Annotated in this window: 9 protein-coding genes; 4 read left to right on the top strand and 5 right to left on the bottom strand. The window is 39.9% G+C overall.

Translation table 11 applies throughout. From position 1 onward, the window contains the following. Positions 1–101: 101 nt before the first annotated feature. Both tyrS and I4641_RS09980 read left to right on the top strand, forming a co-directional pair. On the top strand, positions 102–1322 hold the full coding sequence (gene tyrS, locus I4641_RS09985) for a tyrosine--tRNA ligase (protein WP_229640372.1): 1221 nt from the start codon (positions 102–104) through the stop codon (positions 1320–1322). 50 nt (positions 1323–1372) lie between these two features. After that, positions 1373–1924, top strand: coding sequence for a hypothetical protein (locus I4641_RS09980; protein ID WP_229640371.1), 552 nt, complete (start codon positions 1373–1375; stop codon positions 1922–1924). Positions 1925–1970: 46 nt separating this feature from the next. Here I4641_RS09980 and I4641_RS09975 read toward each other — a convergent pair whose 3' ends face one another. Together I4641_RS09975 and I4641_RS09970 are read right to left on the bottom strand one after the other, a co-directional pair. Then, positions 1971–10244, bottom strand: coding sequence for a hybrid fatty acyl-AMP ligase/type I polyketide synthase (locus tag I4641_RS09975; protein WP_263858202.1), 8274 nt, complete (start codon positions 10242–10244; stop codon positions 1971–1973). A gap of 192 nt (positions 10245–10436) precedes the next feature. Then, positions 10437–12083: a mechanosensitive ion channel gene (locus I4641_RS09970; protein WP_229640370.1), complete on the bottom strand. Its 1647-nt coding sequence runs from the start codon at positions 12081–12083 to the stop codon at positions 10437–10439. A gap of 325 nt (positions 12084–12408) precedes the next feature. Here I4641_RS09970 and I4641_RS09965 point away from each other — a divergent pair, with 325 nt between their 5' ends. Next, positions 12409–12870 carry an SRPBCC family protein gene (locus I4641_RS09965; protein WP_229640369.1) on the top strand — a complete coding sequence of 154 codons (462 nt, stop codon included), beginning with the start codon at positions 12409–12411 and terminating at the stop codon, positions 12868–12870. Positions 12871–12892: 22 nt separating this feature from the next. On the opposite strand, the gene I4641_RS09960 is transcribed toward I4641_RS09965, so the two are convergent. Both I4641_RS09960 and recJ read right to left on the bottom strand, forming a co-directional pair. After that, complete coding sequence (locus I4641_RS09960; RefSeq protein ID WP_229640368.1) at positions 12893–14806, bottom strand: sensor domain-containing diguanylate cyclase; 1914 nt, start codon at positions 14804–14806, stop codon at positions 12893–12895. Positions 14807–14955: 149 nt separating this feature from the next. Continuing rightward, positions 14956–17277 (bottom strand): single-stranded-DNA-specific exonuclease RecJ, encoded by a 2322-nt coding sequence (gene recJ / locus I4641_RS09955; RefSeq protein ID WP_229640367.1) that lies wholly within the window; start codon positions 17275–17277, stop codon positions 14956–14958. Positions 17278–17338: 61 nt separating this feature from the next. On the opposite strand from recJ, the gene I4641_RS09950 reads away from it, so the two are divergent. Next, entirely contained in the window at positions 17339–17995 is a 657-nt protein-coding gene (locus I4641_RS09950; protein ID WP_229640366.1) for a serine/threonine protein kinase, read from the top strand. Between the two features lie 89 nt (positions 17996–18084). On the opposite strand, the gene I4641_RS09945 is transcribed toward I4641_RS09950, so the two are convergent. Next, the gene (locus I4641_RS09945; RefSeq protein ID WP_229640365.1) at positions 18085–18297 is read right to left on the bottom strand and encodes a GAF domain-containing protein; all 213 of its coding nucleotides are present in this window, start codon (positions 18295–18297) and stop codon (positions 18085–18087) included. Positions 18298–18352: the final 55 nt, after the last annotated feature.

The raw sequence follows: 18352 nt of genomic DNA, 5'->3' as shown, positions 1-18352 counted from the left end.
TTAGGCAACATCAGATGATTGGATTTCTAGATTTGATTTGAATAGTCTGATATTTTGGTAGTCTGACTATTTAATATACGGGTTCAAATTGGTAATTGGTAATGTCTTCAGATTCAGATAAAAACTTTGATTGGCTACACAGGGGGACGAGTGAGATTTTCCCAGATCGCCAAGACTCCAATAGCAGTAACGAAAATTTAATCGAGCGAATTAGCCAAAGCAAAAAGCCTTTAAGAGTTAAGCTAGGTATTGACCCTACAGGTACGGATATTCACCTGGGTCATAGTATTCCTTTTCGCAAACTACGGGCTTTTCAAGATGCAGGACATACCGCAGTCGTAATTATTGGCGATTTTACGGCACAAATTGGAGATCCGACAGGGAAGTCTGATGTGCGCCGTCAGTTAACCTCAGAGGAGGTAAAAGCTAACGCTCAAAGCTATCTCGATCAACTACGTCCGATTTTAGACTTTGATACCCCAGGGCGTTTGGAGATTCGTTACAATTCTGAGTGGTTGAGTAAATTGGATTTGGCTCAAATTCAAGGGTTGCTAGCCACCATGACTGTGGGGCAAATGCTGGCTAAAGAAGGTTTTGCCGAACGCTACAAACAGGAAAAACCGATCTTTCTCCATGAGTTTTTATATCCTTTGATGCAGGGTTATGATTCTGTGGCAATAGAAGCAGATGTGGAATTAGGGGGGACAGATCAAAAATTTAATATTGCCGTAGGGCGAGATCTGCAACGACACTTTAGTAAAACTCCCCAGTTTGGTTTGCTATTGCCTATTTTGCTAGGTACGGATGGAGTACAAAAAATGTCTAAGTCTTTGGGTAATTATGTGGGACTTAGGGAAGATGCTTTGTCGATGTATTCTAAGCTGGAAAAAACCCCCGATACTTTATTAAATGATTATTTTGAATTGTTGACTGATATCGATCTCAAGCAATTACCCGATAACCCTAGAGAGGCGCAGAAACTATTAGCAATTGAAGTTACATCCCAGTTTCACGGGAAAGATTCCGCACTCCAAGCTCAACAAACCGCATCACAAATTGTTCTTGAGGGCAATACTACGGGGGGAGATATTGCGGAATATTCTTTGTCAGAGGTAGAATTCCCCGCTAAATTGTTTTACATTTTGGGTGCAAGTGGTTTGTGTAAGAGTAGTGGGGAGGGAAGAAGACAAATTCAAGGTGGTGCGGTACGTTTAGAAGGCGATCGCCTGAATGACGTGAACCTATCTTTTGATAGTCCTGACGATCTGGCAGGAAAAGTGCTACAAGTAGGCAAGAAGAAGTTTGTTCGTTTAATTACCTAAGGAAGCGATCGCTCTTTATATCTACAATCAGTAACCAGCAATCAGTAATTATGAAGGTTTGGCGATCGCTTGTATTAGTAATAGTTTTATTCCTGATTATTCCCCTCGAATATGCTCGTAGCGAGGGGGAAAGATCCTCAATTGATCGCCTTAGTTGTCCTCAAGATCTGCAACAATTGACTGCTTTGTTATTGAGGGATCTACCTAACTATAGCAACCGAGTAATTCAGCGCACTCAAAGAAAAAATCGAGCAGAGGGTGTTAGAAATTTTATTGTTACTACTAGTCAAGCTGAATTTGAACCTTTAGATCTGCCCAGAATTCAATATAATCCGATTGAAGGTCGCGATCCAGAACAGGTTTTTTTTACGGTTTTGGAAAGGCAATATAAAAATAAAGAAGTTGCTACTATTCAAACTTATCATTGGCTATTCTTAACTCAAACTGATGATGCTTGGCAGACAGTGATGATGTATTCTCGATTTGGTAATTCTAAAGCTACTAAACCCCCTGCGCCACCAAGAGAAACTACCAACGGCATTATCGGACAAGGAGTTCAATTATGGTTAAAAGATTGTCGTGCAGGTACGGTGAGGCGATAGATTTGTCATTTGTTAATTGTCATTTACCTTATTTTTTTCAGTAGCATTAAGGAATTAACTTATTAGTAAAAGCTACCGCACCACTAATAATCTTTGCCAAAGCATTCGGTGCCTCTAAAGGTAAATTGTGTCCCCCAGAAACTACCACTTTAGTAGCATTCGGCATTGCTTCCTGTTGTTTATTAAGATCTTCAATACGGTTAAAGTTGCTCTTGTCGCCATAAACCAGGGTAATGGGTACTTTGATCTTCTTTAAAATGCTCAAGTAGCGCGATCGCCCGATTCCATTCAAACTAATACCAGCCCTAGTCCGCAATAAAGGCTCCCACCGCCACCTGACACCCCCTTCGCAGGGTTCGGTAATTCTTTCGGCTAACATCATCGCTAAAGATAGAGATATAGCAGGAGTGGCGCGACGCAAGCGTTCGGCTGCTGTTTTGACATCGGGAAAGACAGGATGTTCGGGGGGTGATGCCATATAGTCTAGTTGGTTGGTTAAACTAGTTGTAGGATCTTCATCTTCGTTATTGGTAGGTAGGATAGTTTCGACTAAAACGATATTTTTAATTCTTTGAGGTCTAATCGTGGCAAAAATTGCTCCCAAGACCGAACCTAAGGAATGTCCTACCAAAATAAAAGCTTTACCTGCTAAATTCTCGACCACAGCATCAATATCTCCGAGGAAGTCGATTAGATTATAAGAACCGCCTTTGCCCACGCGATCGCTTCTACCATGTCCCCGTAAATCTGGTGCAATGACACGATAACCTTTTTGGGCTAAATTGATCGCGACTTCCGACCAAGCTGCACCCTGTTCTAAAATACCGTGCAAGCACAAGACTAAAGGTCCTTCTTCGGGTCCCCAGGTACAAACACATATTTTTAAACCCCTGATACTAATCAGGGTTTCCTGCATGGGTAAAATGTCGCTTTGGGCTTCTTGAGTTAGTTCGTATTTTAGTTGTTGTGCTAGTTGTTGAGTATATATGCCTAAAGGTTTGGGAAGTTCTATTTCGCGCCAAGTTTCGGCTAATTTGGCATCAATGGTTTGGCGATCGAGGAAGTTAGGATCGCCCACAGACATGGCTGTGTTACTCACGCCATCAGTCATGCGATCGCCTTGATAGGGAGTTAATACTGCTTCGTTAAAGGGTACGTCTAAGAATTGACAAATCTCTGTCATTACCTGGCGGGGTTTGCTGACCAAGTCTTCATAGTAAACAAGATGATAACGATCTCGATCAATATCCTCAGCAAAGTTAATAATATTTTGGTTACTATTGCGCCAAATTAATTCCGCCATCTCGTAAGGATCGCTTTTTCCCGATCCCACTAGCTTATCCATCCGCATCCGCGTAAAGGATTCAATTACGGAATAGGGGTGGCGCACTAGATGAATGTATTTTGCGTTATTAAATATATTCTCGGCTTTATTTAGAGTCTCGCGGTTGCTAGCATAGGTAGGAGACTTATCTAATAGTAATCGCTCTCCTGCTAGCTGTTGCAACATTTGATATACGTGCGCCACAGAAAGATTTTCTTGAATCAAGCTTTCTACTAAAGCTTGACTTTCCTCAGCACTAATATCTTTTAGTGTCATAAATGCTCGTTTTAAACCTTCTCCTAGTTGAGAAACTCCTAATTCTGCTTCTCGCTCTTGCATCGTCTCGAAAGGTAGTAAATGCAATTCGGGAGGGGAAGACAAGTCAGGATGTCCTGCGAGCATTACCCGCAGCAAAGTGGAACCAGAACGAGGACTAGAGAGAATAAAGGCTGCTGCTGGTAGTTTTTCGGTTAATAAACTGGTTTTTCTTTGATTATTACTCTCTCTAGTTTTTTTAGTTACTCGGTCATGAGTTTTAGCCAATTCTACCGCTAGATATGATGCCAAGGCGGTAATTTGAGGATGTTCGTAAAATTCTCTGGGATAGAGGATTAACTGCAAGTCTGTTTTTAATTGGTTAATCGCTTCCATTACCATCAATGAATCCATGCCAATGTCTAACAAACTAGCATCCACATCAAGGGCAGCAGGTTCGATTTGCAGAATTTCGGCGATCGCTTTTTGCAGATAATCAGTTAGATATGCTGGGCGTTTTTCGACATTTATTGCTAATAATTCGGCTAATATCTGCTTATTACTTGAGGAATCATTACTGGAGTCTGACTGAGGTATTAATTGAGAGAAGTAATTAGATGCTTGTAAAGCAGAAAATTTCTGGCTTAATTGCTGCCAATCTGCGCTAATTACGCCAACTTGAGTTAAATTACTGCTTAATATTGCTTCTAGGGCATCAAAGCCAGCTTTAGGAGGAATTAAATCTAATCCTTTAATATTAAACCCTTGGTTAATCGCCATTCCCCCCTCTCCCCAAGCACCCCAATTGATACTAGTTGCGGGTAAATCTTGGCTGCGACGATAACGGGCGATCGCATCTAAACCTGCATTGGCTACACTATAATTACTTTGTCCAGGAGATCCGATTAGGGAAGCAATGGAAGAGAATAGGACAAAGAAGTCTAGATCTATGTCTTTAGTTAATTGATGTAAGTTCCACGCCCCAGTAACTTTGGGTGAGATAACTGTATTAAATCTATCCCAAGTTTGTCCCTGCATCAAACCATCATCGAGGATTCCCGCAGCGTGGATTATGCCTTTTAAAGGGACTAGGGGACTGGGATATAGAGTTTTTTGTAGTGTTTTTAGATTGGTTATATCTGCACTAATAACATTAATGTTAATTCCTTGTCGATCTAATTTTGCGATCGCTTGTTGAGCGTTTTTGTTTGGTTTACTTCTACCCAATAAAATTAAATTTTTTGCTCCTTTTTCTGCTAGCCAAGTAGCTATTTTTAAACCTAACGAACCCAATCCACCAGTAATTAAATAAGAACTTGCGGGATTAATATTTAAAGTTTTATTCTCGGTTAACTTCGATTGTTTTTGTAAGCGAGGAAGATAAATTTTATCTTCTCGTAGCATAAAGCGATCTTCTCGATCTTTTTCGGTAGCAATTATCTTGAATAAATTTTCGTTTTCTGTTTCATTTTGTTTGTTACTAAGATCGACAATTCCACCCCATAGTTCGGGATGTTCCATGACGATCGCATTACCCAATCCCCACAAACAACTGGATGCTACACTGCCAGAGTCTAGAATACTATCAATTTCCAAACTACCTCTAGTTACCAACCAAATAGGTACAGTTAGGGAATTGGCATACAAAGACTGGACTAAATTTAAGATATTAGTACAGTGTTGTTCTTGATAACCATTAATAGATGCAATTTTTTCTGCTTCTGGATTATCTAAACCTGTCAGGTAGACAATGCGATCGATATTTTTATGTTGCTTAAATATTTGATTGAGATAATCGCGATCGAGATAGTAATTATTGACTACAATACATTTTTGTTGGCTTTGTTCTAGCTCACTTATAATCTGTTCTTTTACCAGACTATCCCCAGTAAAAATCAACCAGGTTTGACTATCTTTGTCTATTTTTTTGGCATCTACTCTTGTCTCACATAGCTGCCATGATATTTGATAAAAATCAGGATTTACTGCTATTTTAGCTTGAGATGGTAAATGTACTTTTATTTTATTATTGTCTGCATTTTTAGGAGTCAACCAATAACTTTGTCTTTGGAAAGGATAGCTGGGCAAACTAACTTTGTTATTGTTATCCCCTAAAGCAAAACTTTGCCAATCAATATTTATTCCTTTAGCATATAAAACCGATAAACTTTGAATTATTTGTTGCCAATCTTGTTTTCTTGGACGCAAACTTGGCAACCATTCACTATCTCTTTTTTTATTATTAGATAGAACCGAGCGACCCATGCCTAATAAGATTGGTTTTGAGCCAATTTCTAAAAACAAATTATAGTTTTCTTGCTGCAAAGCTTGCATACCATCGGCAAATCTAACTGTTGCAATTACATGATTTACCCAATATTTAGCAGTTGCAATTGATTCTGATGCTATTTTTCCCGTAACATTAGAAACTAATTTAATTTGGGGTGGATGATATTCAATCGATTCGGCAAACTGTTGAAAATCTGCTACAATTGGCTTCATTAAAGGAGAATGAAAAGCATGAGAAACAGTTAACTGTTTAGTTTTAATCTTATTGTCGGCAAACAAACTAATTGCTTGTCTAATAGCAGTTTTTTCTCCCGAAATAACAATACTCTGGGCAGTATTAATAGCTGCGATCGCAACTTTTTCTTCAAAGGGTTTAATTACTGCCTCTACTTCTGCTTCTGTGGCAAACACTGCATACATTTCCCCCTCGTGGGACAAACTCTGCATCAATTTACCCCTGGTAGCTACCAGTTTCAAACCATCTTCTAAACTAAATACTCCTGCAATAGTTGCTGCGACATATTCCCCTACACTATGACCGATTAAAGCAGAGGGTAACACGCCCCAACTCATCCACATTTGCGCCAAGGCGTATTCTAGGGCGAATATAGCAGGTTGAGTGTAGACAGTTTCATTGAGGATCGAAGAATTAGTAGAGTTTGACGGTTGTCCGCCTTGAGGATATAAAACTTCGAGGAGTGGCTTTTCTAAATAAGCATCCAGAATATCCCCACAACGATCCAAAGCTTGTTTAAATAAGGGTTGGGTTTGATAAAGCTGGTAGCCCATGTTGACGTATTGCGAACCTTGTCCCGTAAACAAAAAGGCGATTTGATGGTTATGACTAACCTCCCCCTTGACAATTCCTGATTTAAGTTTTCCTGCGGTAACTTGAGCGAGTTTCGATCGCAATTCTTCTTTTGACTCACAAGGGATGAAAACACGATAATCAAAATGAATTCTTCCCGTATTAGCTGTATAACAAATATCCGCTAAATCTACATCTTCTCGTTCTTCCAAATAATCTTTATAACTTAAAACCAAATCTGTCAAAGCAGATTCATTTTTAGCCGAAAGAGTAAGCAACTGTAACTTCCGTCTCCTTGTCCCCTTGTCCCCTTGTCTTTCCCCGTCTCCCAAAACAACATGGGCGTTAGTACCCCCAAAACCAAATGAACTTACCCCCGCATATCTCTTTCCCCCATTCCAAGGCTGTAACTCTTGAGGAATAGTAATTCCTGTATCTGCAATATCGATGAGAGGATTTAACTGTTTAAAATGCAAATTGGGTGGAATGGCTTGATGTTGCAAACACAAAACAGTTTTAATCAAACCTGCAATTCCTGCTGCTGCTTCCAAGTGTCCTATATTAGTTTTAAGCGAACCTAGATAACAAGTATTGTCTTGTCCTTGTCCTAATACCGCCTTGAGAGAATTAACCTCAATCGGATCGCCCAAAGAAGTACCCGTACCGTGAGATTCAACATAACCAATATCTGCCGAGTCTAGCCCCGCATTAGCCAATGCCTGACGAATTACCGCCTGTTGAGATAATCCATTAGGTGCGGTTAAACCATTACTTTTACCATCTTGATTGATTGCCGAACCTTTCACAACTGCTAAAATGCGATCGCCATCTTTTTGGGCATCATCCAACCGTTTGAGGATAATTACGCCACAGCCTTCTCCTCTTACGTAACCATCCGCATTGGCATCAAAAGTCTTACAGCGTCCGTCTTCCGCCATCATTCCCGCTAGGGAGAAAGTCTGAGTAAGTTCGGGGGATAACATCAAATTCACCCCACCTGCGATCGCCAGATCGCATTCTCCTGTTTTCAAACTCTGACTAGCAAGGTGTATCGCCACTAGAGACGAAGAACAAGCGGTGTCTACCGCGAGAGAAGGTCCTTTTAGGTCAAATAGATAGGAAAGGCGGTTTGCAGCAATGCTATGGGCATTTCCTGTTCCTGCATAGGCATCGATATCTACCCCATAGTGGAATCTTAGTTGAGAATAGTCGCTGCTACTCATGCCGATAAACACACCAGTATTGCTACCAGCTAATTCTTGATTAGCCACGGCTGCATCTTCTAGGGCTGTCCAACTAACCTCAAGTAACAATCTTTGTTGGGGATCTATGCTTTGTGCTTCGCGAGGAGTTATGCCAAAAAACTGCGGATCGAATTGATCCACATCATCAATAAAACCACCGTAATAAGATTCCGACCAGCGATCGCTTTTACTAATGGCATCTTTGCCATCCCGTAATAACTGCCAAAATTCTTGGATATTATTGGCGGAAGGAAAACGACAACCAATACCAATAATGGCAATATCTTGTTGTTGGTTAGGTGATTTGTAGGGACGAGAGGCTGTTTGCTCTTGGGATATTCGATTGTTCGACAAATAAACGGCAAGTTCGACAATATTGGGATAGTCAAACACAATCGTGGGAGAGAGTTGGATATCTAGCCAGTCTTCTAAATCTGCCGACAAACTTACTGCATCTACGGAATTTAAACCAGAACTAGCAAAGGGTTCGTTAATATCTATGTCTGATACAGGTATAGCCAAACGCTGCGCCAAATTTTCAACTAACCAATCTTGAATTTGTTGTTGGTTGGATTGATTATTGGTGAAATCTCTATTTTGGGCGAAAGGCATTTCGCCCCTACTGTTTTGTGATTTATATTCCCCGACTGTATTTAAACTCCCGTCTAAATATCCTGCTTTACAGGCGTGACGTTTAATTTTTCCGCTGGATGTTTTGGGGATACCGCCAGTTTTAATTAAAGCGATCGCGTGGACTTGTAGATCGTGGTTTTGGGCTACCGTTTTTCTAATGGCTTTAGTGACTTCCTCTACGTCTAATTTGCGGAGATGAGTTCGTTTGATTTCTGGAGTAATAACTAATTTTTCTTCTCCGTCAACTTCTACAGCAAAGGCTGCGATATTGCCCAGTCTAATCGCTTCGTGGGCATTTTCAACGGTGAGTTCGATATCTTGAGGATAATAATTGCGTCCGCGAATAATAATCAGATCTTTCAATCTTCCCGTGACGAATAATTCCCCATTCTGCAAAAATCCCAAATCTCCAGTACGCAACCATCCCCCTTCTTGGGTATCCGCCAGCACTGCCTCAAAATTGCGATCGCTTAATTCTGGTCGATTCCAATATCCTTGGGCTACGCTATCGCTTTTTGACCAGATCTCGCCAATTTCGCCATCGGAACAGGATTTTAGGGTATCTGGATTGGCAATAACAATACTTTGTCCTGGGATATTGCTACCACTACTAACCAACACGACTTTATTTGTTTTATTGCTAGGAGGTGCTGCAATATTTTGCTCCAGCTTTTTGCCATCAAACTCCTGGGTAACGATATCTCGATATTTATCTCCCCCAGTAATCATCAGGGTAGATTCTGCCATGCCATAGCAAGGATAGAAAGCAGATTTGCGAAAACCACACTCAGCAAAATATTCACTAAAGCGAGCGATGGTTTCTGCTCTAACTGGCTCTGCACCAGAGAAAGCAAGCTCCCAACAACTAAGATCTAAATCCGCTTTTTGTTCTGGGGTAATGCGATCGACACAAAGATCGTAAGCGAAATTTGGGCCACCATTAGTGACGCCTCTGTATTTAGAAATAGCCTTCAGCCAACGATAGGGACGTTGTAAGAAGGTGACAGGAGCCATAATGTACATTGACAACCCGACATACATTGGCTGGATGATACAGCCAATTAAGCCCATATCGTGATAGGGAGGCAGCCAGGAAACCGCAGTATGTTGGCGATTATTCTGAAAACAATGATTAATAGTTATCGAGTTAGCCATCACGTTTTGGTGACTAACCATTACTCCTTTTGGTTTACCAGTCGAACCGCTGGTATATTGCAAGAAAGCTAGACTGTCCGTCGAAATATCTGGATATTGCCAATCTTGGGCTAAGTGTAATTCAAAAGCATCAGTGGCGATAAATTTAATCTTTTCGGTGGTGTGGTGGAGGTCAAACTTGTCTGCAACTTGATTTGCGATCGATTGAGTGGTCAGAGCAAAACTGGCTTCGGCATCAGCCACGATGGCACTGAGGCGATCTAGAGAACGATTGGCTCGGGGCGGATATACTGGCACGGCAACAACTCCAGCATACAAACAGCCCAAAAAAGCAGTAATAAAGTCAAGCCCTGGCTGATAAAGCAACAATGCTCTTTGCCCTTGAGCATTATGACTCTGTAGTACAGAAGCGATCGCCTTAGCCTTGTGATTTAGTTGTTGGTAGGTAAGACTATCTATTTCATTTTCACCATCAGCTAAGAAAGTAAACGCCCTCTTGTGGGGTTGTCTACTCTCTTGCTCTTGTAATCGGTCTATTAGGGTTGTTTGCTTGCTCAATCGTTTCCTCTCTTTGCCACCCACTAAGCTAGATGTATTTACTAGCTTATCCAAAAGCGAGGTATCTTTGTTAATACTCGCTAATGAAATAAATATCTCAGACAAAGAATAACCGATAAAGGAATAAAAATATAGTAATCAAGTTGAGGAGCGAGGAATATCAAGGGCGATACAAAATAAAAAACTCCCAGCAGTTGTTTGCTGGAAGCCCAAATAACTAAGTTAGATCGAGTAACTTAAACGGAATTATTTTCCTTTAAAGGAATTGACCCAAGATCTCAATTCTTCTTTAGCTACTTCTCTACCACCCAAGCCGAAGGCTAAGGCGATCGCTACAGCAATTCCGCCCAAGATTAAGCCAAAGGCTAAGTTAACAATATTAGGAGCTATCCCGATACGGTTTAGTGCCATTGCACCCACTAAAACCAGAATGGCAATCCGAGCAGATTGAGCCAACAATCCAGCTTGAGTTGCTCCCGAAGCTAGAATCAAATTGTGGGCTAGATTGGCTAAGTATAAGCCAATGGCAAAGACAATTACTCCAATCAGAACTTGAGCAGCGATCGCTAAAATTACGCTAACTACTTCTTGTAAAGCAGGAATTCCTAAGATATCCACTGCGGTTAAAGTAGCAATCAACATGATTCCTACCAAACAAAGCAAACCAACTAGCTCGGAGGGAGTTTTAGCAGCTACCACAGGGCCAGTTTGAATCATAGTAGGCTGTTCTGAGCCTAAACCTAATTCTATGGAATCGTCTGTCAATGCTTCCCCAGGAGTCGGTAAGTCAGCATCACTTGGAGAAAGACCCAACCATTGCAAGAGGTTATTAAAACCAAAATTAGTTAGGATATTAGTCACAAAATCCGAGACAAATTGTCCTGCAACATAGAAGAAGGCTAACACTACACCTGCTGCAAAGATTTTAGGCATCAAGTCCAGGACTTGATTGAGCATATCAGTTGCAGGTTCAGAAATAGCACTAATCTGTAGTTGTTCTAGAGCAGAGATGATTCCTGGGATCAGGATGAGAACAAAAACTACCGTACCAATGATAGAAGAAAGAGATTGTCCCGATCCACCTCTACCCAAGCCAAATTTGCGTCCAATGTTGTCTACGCCAGTAGCAGCCAATAAGTTGGCAACAATGCGTCTGACAATAGTGGCAATAAACCAAAATACAGCTCCAATAATAACCGCGCCCAAAACATTAGGAAGCATTGCCAGAATTTCATTGAGCATTTCTTGGATTGGCTCAAGAGTTCCGTTTAGCTGTAGGGCATTTAGTACTGCTGGCAAAAAGAGTAAGAAAATAAACCAATATAGGGCATTACCCAAGGTATCGGTTAAGGAGAAATCATTTGAACTTCCTGCATCTAATCCCAAACGTTGTTCGATATTCAATGCTCCTAGGGCTGTTGTCACCAAAGTTTTGACTATGGTAGCTACCACCCAAGCAATACCCAACAAGAAAGCTGCACCCAAAATCTTAGGGATGAAGCCTGTAATTTGGCTTAGAAGGGTATTTAAAGGAGCAGAGACAGCATCTAGTTGCAGCGCGTTTAAGAAAGCTACAACCGCAAACAGCACTACTAGCCAATAAAACAAACTAGAGATCCAATCTTCTATAGGAATTGCATCTCCGCCTCTTTGCCCTGAAATTGCACTAGCAATTCTATTGTCTATATCAGTGCTATTGAGTAACTTTTTGATTAGCCCTTTAACAATAGAAGCAACAATTAAACCTAGTACTAGGATAACAATTGCCTTGATTACTCCTAGTGCAGAAGATCCTAAGTTGCCATTAACCAAGTTGGTTATTCGATCTCCAACTCCAGCCTGAGCTACAAGCAGAGGATCTAGTGACGAAATATTACTAATTATTTGTGTCATGTTTTTTAGTTTTAATTCATCTATTCGTTCCCGCCATTGATATTAGCGAGAATTCTCTTAGATGTCTTGTTATTTTGCTCGTCAAATATATTTTTCTGCGATAATTATGCCAAATTAAATTCCATATACTGAAAAAGTTAATGTTATTCGCTTTTTTCAGCCAATATGCTTAGTCCAAACTTAATGTTTCGTCAACCTTATTAATGTTTTCAAAAGATCTGCATCGATACTGTTGTTTAAAAGTTAAGAAAAAATTAATTGTACATGTATGTATATGTAGATTTTGAAACAATTAGTCTATCTTTTTGATTTTTGATCGTAAATAATGCCATCGTCTCAATTTTTTGAACAATCTATCCAAATCGAAGCTAGTGCTGTAATTACCGAAGAATGCTTGACCAATTTAGAGTTGATGCATCGTTGGCTCAATCCTCTGTTGCAATGCGAGCCAATAGGTACGTGGAGTACTGATGTCGGTAGCTTGAGTCGATTCACGATTAAGATACCTTTATTGCAGCCAAGTCTGAGGACTGTCGTAGCTCAAAGAGAACCTGGATTAATTGTTTGGGAGTTTAATGGCTTTTTCAAAGGACGCGATCGCTGGGAATGTCAGCCGACTAAATATGGTACTTTTTTGCTCAACCGTTTTGAGTTTGAGATTCCCAACCCTATAGTTACTTGGGGCTTTAATACTTTTGCAGCGAGTCTGACTAAAAAAGATATGCAAGCTCAACTACGTAGGTTAAAACGAGTCGCGGAAGAGGTATATCGTCTCAGTGATAATTAAAATTGAATAGTCAAGTTTGTCATTAGCACCTGACAACACAATCTCTACCCTTTTCTTTGGCTTGATAGAGGGCTTTGTCTGCTGTCTGAATTAGTTTTTCGGCATCGGTGCTATCATCAGGAAAGCAGCTAACTCCAATGGAAACGCTGATTGATTGCAGTGTTTTGCCTTCATGTTCTAGCTGTATTTTTTTGATTCCCCCTCGGATTTCTTCTGCACGCAGCACAGTATTTTCAATCGAAGCATCGGGCATAATAATGATTAATTCTTCTCCGCCATAGCGACAGGGAATGTCATATTGACGAACTTCGGATAAGAGATATTCACCTATCTTATGGAGTACTAAATCTCCCGCACTATGACCATAGATATCATTAAACTTTTTAAAATGGTCTACATCCAACATAATTACCCCAATAAACTGCTGTTTGCGCTTGGCGCGGTCAATTTCTTTGCGGAGGGCTTCTTGGAGATAGCGACGATTATATAAGCCAGTGAGGGGATCTCGCAGACTTTGAAATCTGAGTTTTTCCTGAAGTTTGAGATTGGCGAAAGATAGTGCTAGATTTTGCGCCACGGTTTCGGCTAAATTCTGAATCGATCGCTCGATTGTTGTCAGTTTGTGAAAGCTAAGATGTAGCATACCAATGGTTTCTCCCTTGGCAATCATGGGCAAACAAAGGGTAGGGCTAGAGGGTTGGTGAATATCTACGTGGGAGCAATATAATCCTGGGAGATGAATTTGGGCTTGATGAGAGTTTCCGCAACGAATTGCCCAACATTCTTTAGGATCTAAATGTTCTTCACTATGGAGATCTCCCCAAGATGCGATCGCATCTAAAATATTTTTGCTATTATTCATCAGATAAACTACCCCACTTGTATGGGGAAATAGTGGTTTTAGTAGATCTGCCACTACGGTTTTAGCTTCCTCTAAACTCACACAAGCTTGAATAAACTCATTCATTTTAGCTAGCTTAATTCTAGCTTGATTACTTTTTTCAAGGACGGCAATTTTATCTTCTAGTTTTTGATTTAATTCTTTGGTTTGAGTAATATCTTGAGCAATACCTAAAATTTGCTCTGGTTTGCCATCTAGATTGCGAGCAAAGATAGTATTTTTGTCGTGTAGCCAATGCCATTCTCCTTGGATGTTTTTGATACGATATTTGACTTCCAAATATTTATCATCTGGTAAATTCAAACATCTCTCGTGATGTTTTTTAATGGTTTCTATATCTTCGGGATGGATTAATTCATAGATCGAGCCATTGTTTGATTTTTGTAACTCTGTAGGAGTGTAGCCTAAGAGTTCGGTAATAAAAGGGTTGCAATAAATATTACGCTTGGTTTTTAAGTCAAAAATATAAAGAATGTTCGGTGTTAAATCTGTAAGTTTTTCTTTAAATCTAGTACTTTCTTGTAGGTCTTGATTGGCTTTAACCAAGGCTGCCGTTTTTTCATCTACTCGCTTTTCTAGTTCTAAATTGAGCCGTTCTATTTCTTGTCGGGCGTTATCTTTGGCAATTACCTGCTCGCTTAGTTGTAAATTCAAACTTGCTAAATGCTGTGGTGAAGGAAGATTTATAACTACAGGAATTATTGGAATTAAAGAAAAAGCAGTATATAAAGAAATTAAAGCTGTAATTGCTTTGAGAATGCCATAAATCCAATAATTAGGATGCCAAAGTGTCCAAATTTCTACTAAATGAGTAGTGCCACAAGATACAATAAAAGCCCCAAAAAGGATAAAAATATTTTTAAAAGGTAGCTCGTCTATTTGACGGACAAAATAAATTAAAAATATCGGAATTAGATAATAAGCGATCGCGATTAAAGTATCCGCTGCAACATGCAATCCAACCAAAGGAGTTTGCCATAAATAGCAATGTCCGTGAGGAATATACTGGGTATTAGTTAATAATAATTGTGGCATTATATACATCACCAGATAATTGAAAATACTTCTCGATATGTGATTTGTTTAACATAACCCGAAGAAATAACGATCGCCACCTATCTTAAGGCTTAGGTGAAAAAACGTAATTATTATTGGTCAAAGAATTAGTGGGGATCGATGAATAACTATCTGACCAGTTGCTGATTGATAGTAACTAGGGGGACTTGATAAAAGTATTGTTGCTGAAATTTTTCTTCTTCAATTGCTGAAATAAAGCGATCGATATATGTCGGCAATTCTAAATTTATTTTTTCTCTATTATCAGAAAATTGATATAAATTATCTTGAAAAATATGTTGAAAACCTGCTTGATTTAAAGTATTTAATCCTAAATAAAAACTACGATCGCCGATGTTTAATTGGGTTTGTATTTGTAATTTACTCACTTTTTTTTGAGTCCGCACTAAATATTTAGCAATCCCGACCAATTTTTGCCAAGTTTTGGCTACGTCCGTTGCTGCGTCAGGAGTATAAGCCAAAACAAGGGCGCGACCACTTTGGGTGGCATCGCGGTACTCTCGGCGGATATTGCCCCAATTATCGGGACAATGTTGCATAATATTAGTTTTAGTTGAGGAGACTTCTAGATCGTCTAATTCTTGGGGTTTTAAACGGCGATCTATAATTGAAAGCGATCGATCCATTGCTGAATTTAACCAAGAATTTTCTGATGTCAAACGGACAGCAACTAATCTAATTTCATACTGTTTGCTAAAGGTATTAAAATCCAATTCGGCGATCGCTTCACACTTGCCCGTGACAGGAATTTCATCTTTATAATGTCCCCACCACAAACCAGGAAAACCTTGTTTAGTTGTTTCATCCCAGATTTTAAACGTAGTTTTAATATATTGAATTTTATTCCCGCGATTATCTTGGATATTTTGATTCCAAGCATTTTTAAACCAGCAATTTTTAATTAATAATTTGGGGATAGGATTGCCCATACCATAGGGTTCAAGTTGTCTCAATTCATCAAATAAATCTCGTCCCAAATCTCCTACTGTTACCACCAGATCTACATCAATTTGAGGTATCAATTCAGTAACATCAATTTGTTGCCTTAACTGCTGGTTAATTCCTTGTTTAAATAGATTGAGATTGGTCATAGGCAGACTTAACCCCGCAGCAAAAGGATGTCCCCCAAAGCGATGCAATAAATCCCCTTGGGATTTAACCAGTTGATATAGATCGATCCCATTAACCGATCTGGCAGATCCTCTAGCATAGATTTCCCCGTCGTCATTTGCACCACCGCTACTCAACAACACTGTGGGACGACCATATTCTTGAGCGATTTGTCCTGCTGCCAAACCCAAAACACCTCCTTGCCATTGAGGATCTTCGAGGACAATTACTGAGGTGGTAGACAGATCCAATTGCTGTAGTTTTTTGGTGACGCGATTAATCGTATCCTTCTGCAAAGACTTGCGACGGGTATTGGCTAATTCTGCCTCTTCTGCTAATTGACTACACCGTTGAGGATCTTTACTGGTAAGTAATTCCACACAAAAACTAGCATCGCCATGAATGCGACTAACAGCATTGATTCTAGGTCCCAAACCAAAAGAAATATCTGTAGGGCGATCGCCATTTCCCTTACAGTAATTTAATAGTTTGGCTACGCCTGGGCGAGTCATGGTATCTGGTTTGACTTGCTTTTGAAGTTGTTTGATCCCAATTTGGGCTAGATAACGACAGTCCCCTTTTAATTCTACTAAGTCGGCAATTAAACCAATTGCCACCAAGTCTAATAAGTTTTCTAAGGGCTGCTGAGGTATATCGGGTAGAGTTTGATAAAGTGCTTCGACCAATTTGTAAGCCACTGCTACTCCCGAAAGACTATAGAGAGGATGGTCTTTTGCTAGATAACGGGGGTTGATAATGGCAGTAACTTCGGGACGAGATTCGGGCAAAGTATGGTGATCCGTAACGATAATATCAATACCGAGATCCGTCGCATAGGCGATCTCTTCTAAGTTAGTACTACCTGTATCGCAAGTAACAATAAGCTTTGTCCCCGCTTCTGCCAATCTAGCTATCCCTGGGCAATTTAAACCATGAGATTCGGTCATCCGATTGGGAATATAATAATCAAGCTGTAAATATTGCGTGAAAAACTGTCCTAACCCATCCCATAAGACACTGGTCGAAGTAATCCCATCCGCATCAAAGTCTCCCCAGATAGTGACTTTTTCTTGGCGACTGCGTGCCTGTTGTAGACGAGCCATTGCCCATTCTATCTCTACTCCAAAAACAAAGGGACTAGCAGGTTGATATTGGGTATCATCTAAAAATCCTGGTAACTTATCTAAATCTTTAATTCCTCTTTGCCACAACAGTTGGGCGCAATATTTGGCATCTTTTCCCGTAATTTTTTGTACCCCGCTAACAAATTCTATGGGTGCATTGGATGTTGATAAAATTTGCCACTTCTCATTGAGCATCTGTGATAGAAAGAATTGCTAGGGGGATCTTTATGATAATCGTAATTTAGGCTTTAAATTCATGTTAACTAAACCAGAATATCCTACGCTAGAGACTATTTGCCGCTATCGGCAAGAATATGAAATTATCAAGTCTTTAAAACATCCCTACATCATTAAAGCCTATGAGTTAATCCACTGCGATCGCCGATTGGCTATTGTTTTTGAAAATTGTCAAGCAAAGTCTCTAAGAGATTCTTTAGAAGAGCGAAAATTTGCCCTAGAAGAAATTCTTAATTTCGGTATTAAGGCGATCGATGCTCTAAACATTGTGCATCAGGCAAATGTAATTCACAAAGATATTAACCCCAGCAATTTCTTATTTAATCGGCATACAGGGGTCTTAAAATTAATCGACTTTGACATTGCTACCCAACTATCTAAAGAACAAAAGTCGATTCAAAATTACCAGAGCCTAGAAGGAACTTTAGCATATATCTCCCCCGAGCAAACACGGAGAATGAACCGCAGTTTAGACTATCGCAGTGACTACTATTCTTTGGGAGTTACGCTTTATGAACTCCTAACTCAGCGATTACCTTTTAATATTCAAGAGCCAAGGTCGTTGATTTACTCTCATTTGGTAAAAATAACCCTCTTTTGTCACTCTCCGAAAACAATTGTCATTTCTAGATTCTGCAACCCTTGTCTGATAAGCGATTACTTCATTATTTCTTAGTATCAATTAATTTTGCGATCGCAAAAAGCAAAATTCGCTTACAAACATCTCAATGAATTGATATAGTTACTCTTGAAAATTTTCTATTATTAGGAAATCGCGGAGAGTGACAAAAGAGGGTTAAATACACCGTTTTTCAGAATTGCCATGCCATCAACGGAAGATTCGATCACTTTAGACTTGAGACTGGCATCGGCAAAAAGCTGGGCGTTGTGAAGAGCGATCGCTGCCTGGGAACAAAGAAATTCTAGAATAACAATTCTTTCTGGGCTAAAAACATGGCTAGCACTAGTAGCATGCAAGTAGGGTGTTGATTTTGAGGTTGATTAACAGATAAAATGTCATATGAGTTCTCTG

The sequence above is a fragment of the Waterburya agarophytonicola KI4 genome, assembly GCF_020640915.1.
Lineage (GTDB): Bacteria > Cyanobacteriota > Cyanobacteriia > Cyanobacteriales > Xenococcaceae > Waterburya > Waterburya agarophytonicola.
The sequence above is the reverse complement of the archived record's forward strand: the minus strand, read 5'-3'. Positions and strand labels throughout refer to the sequence as shown.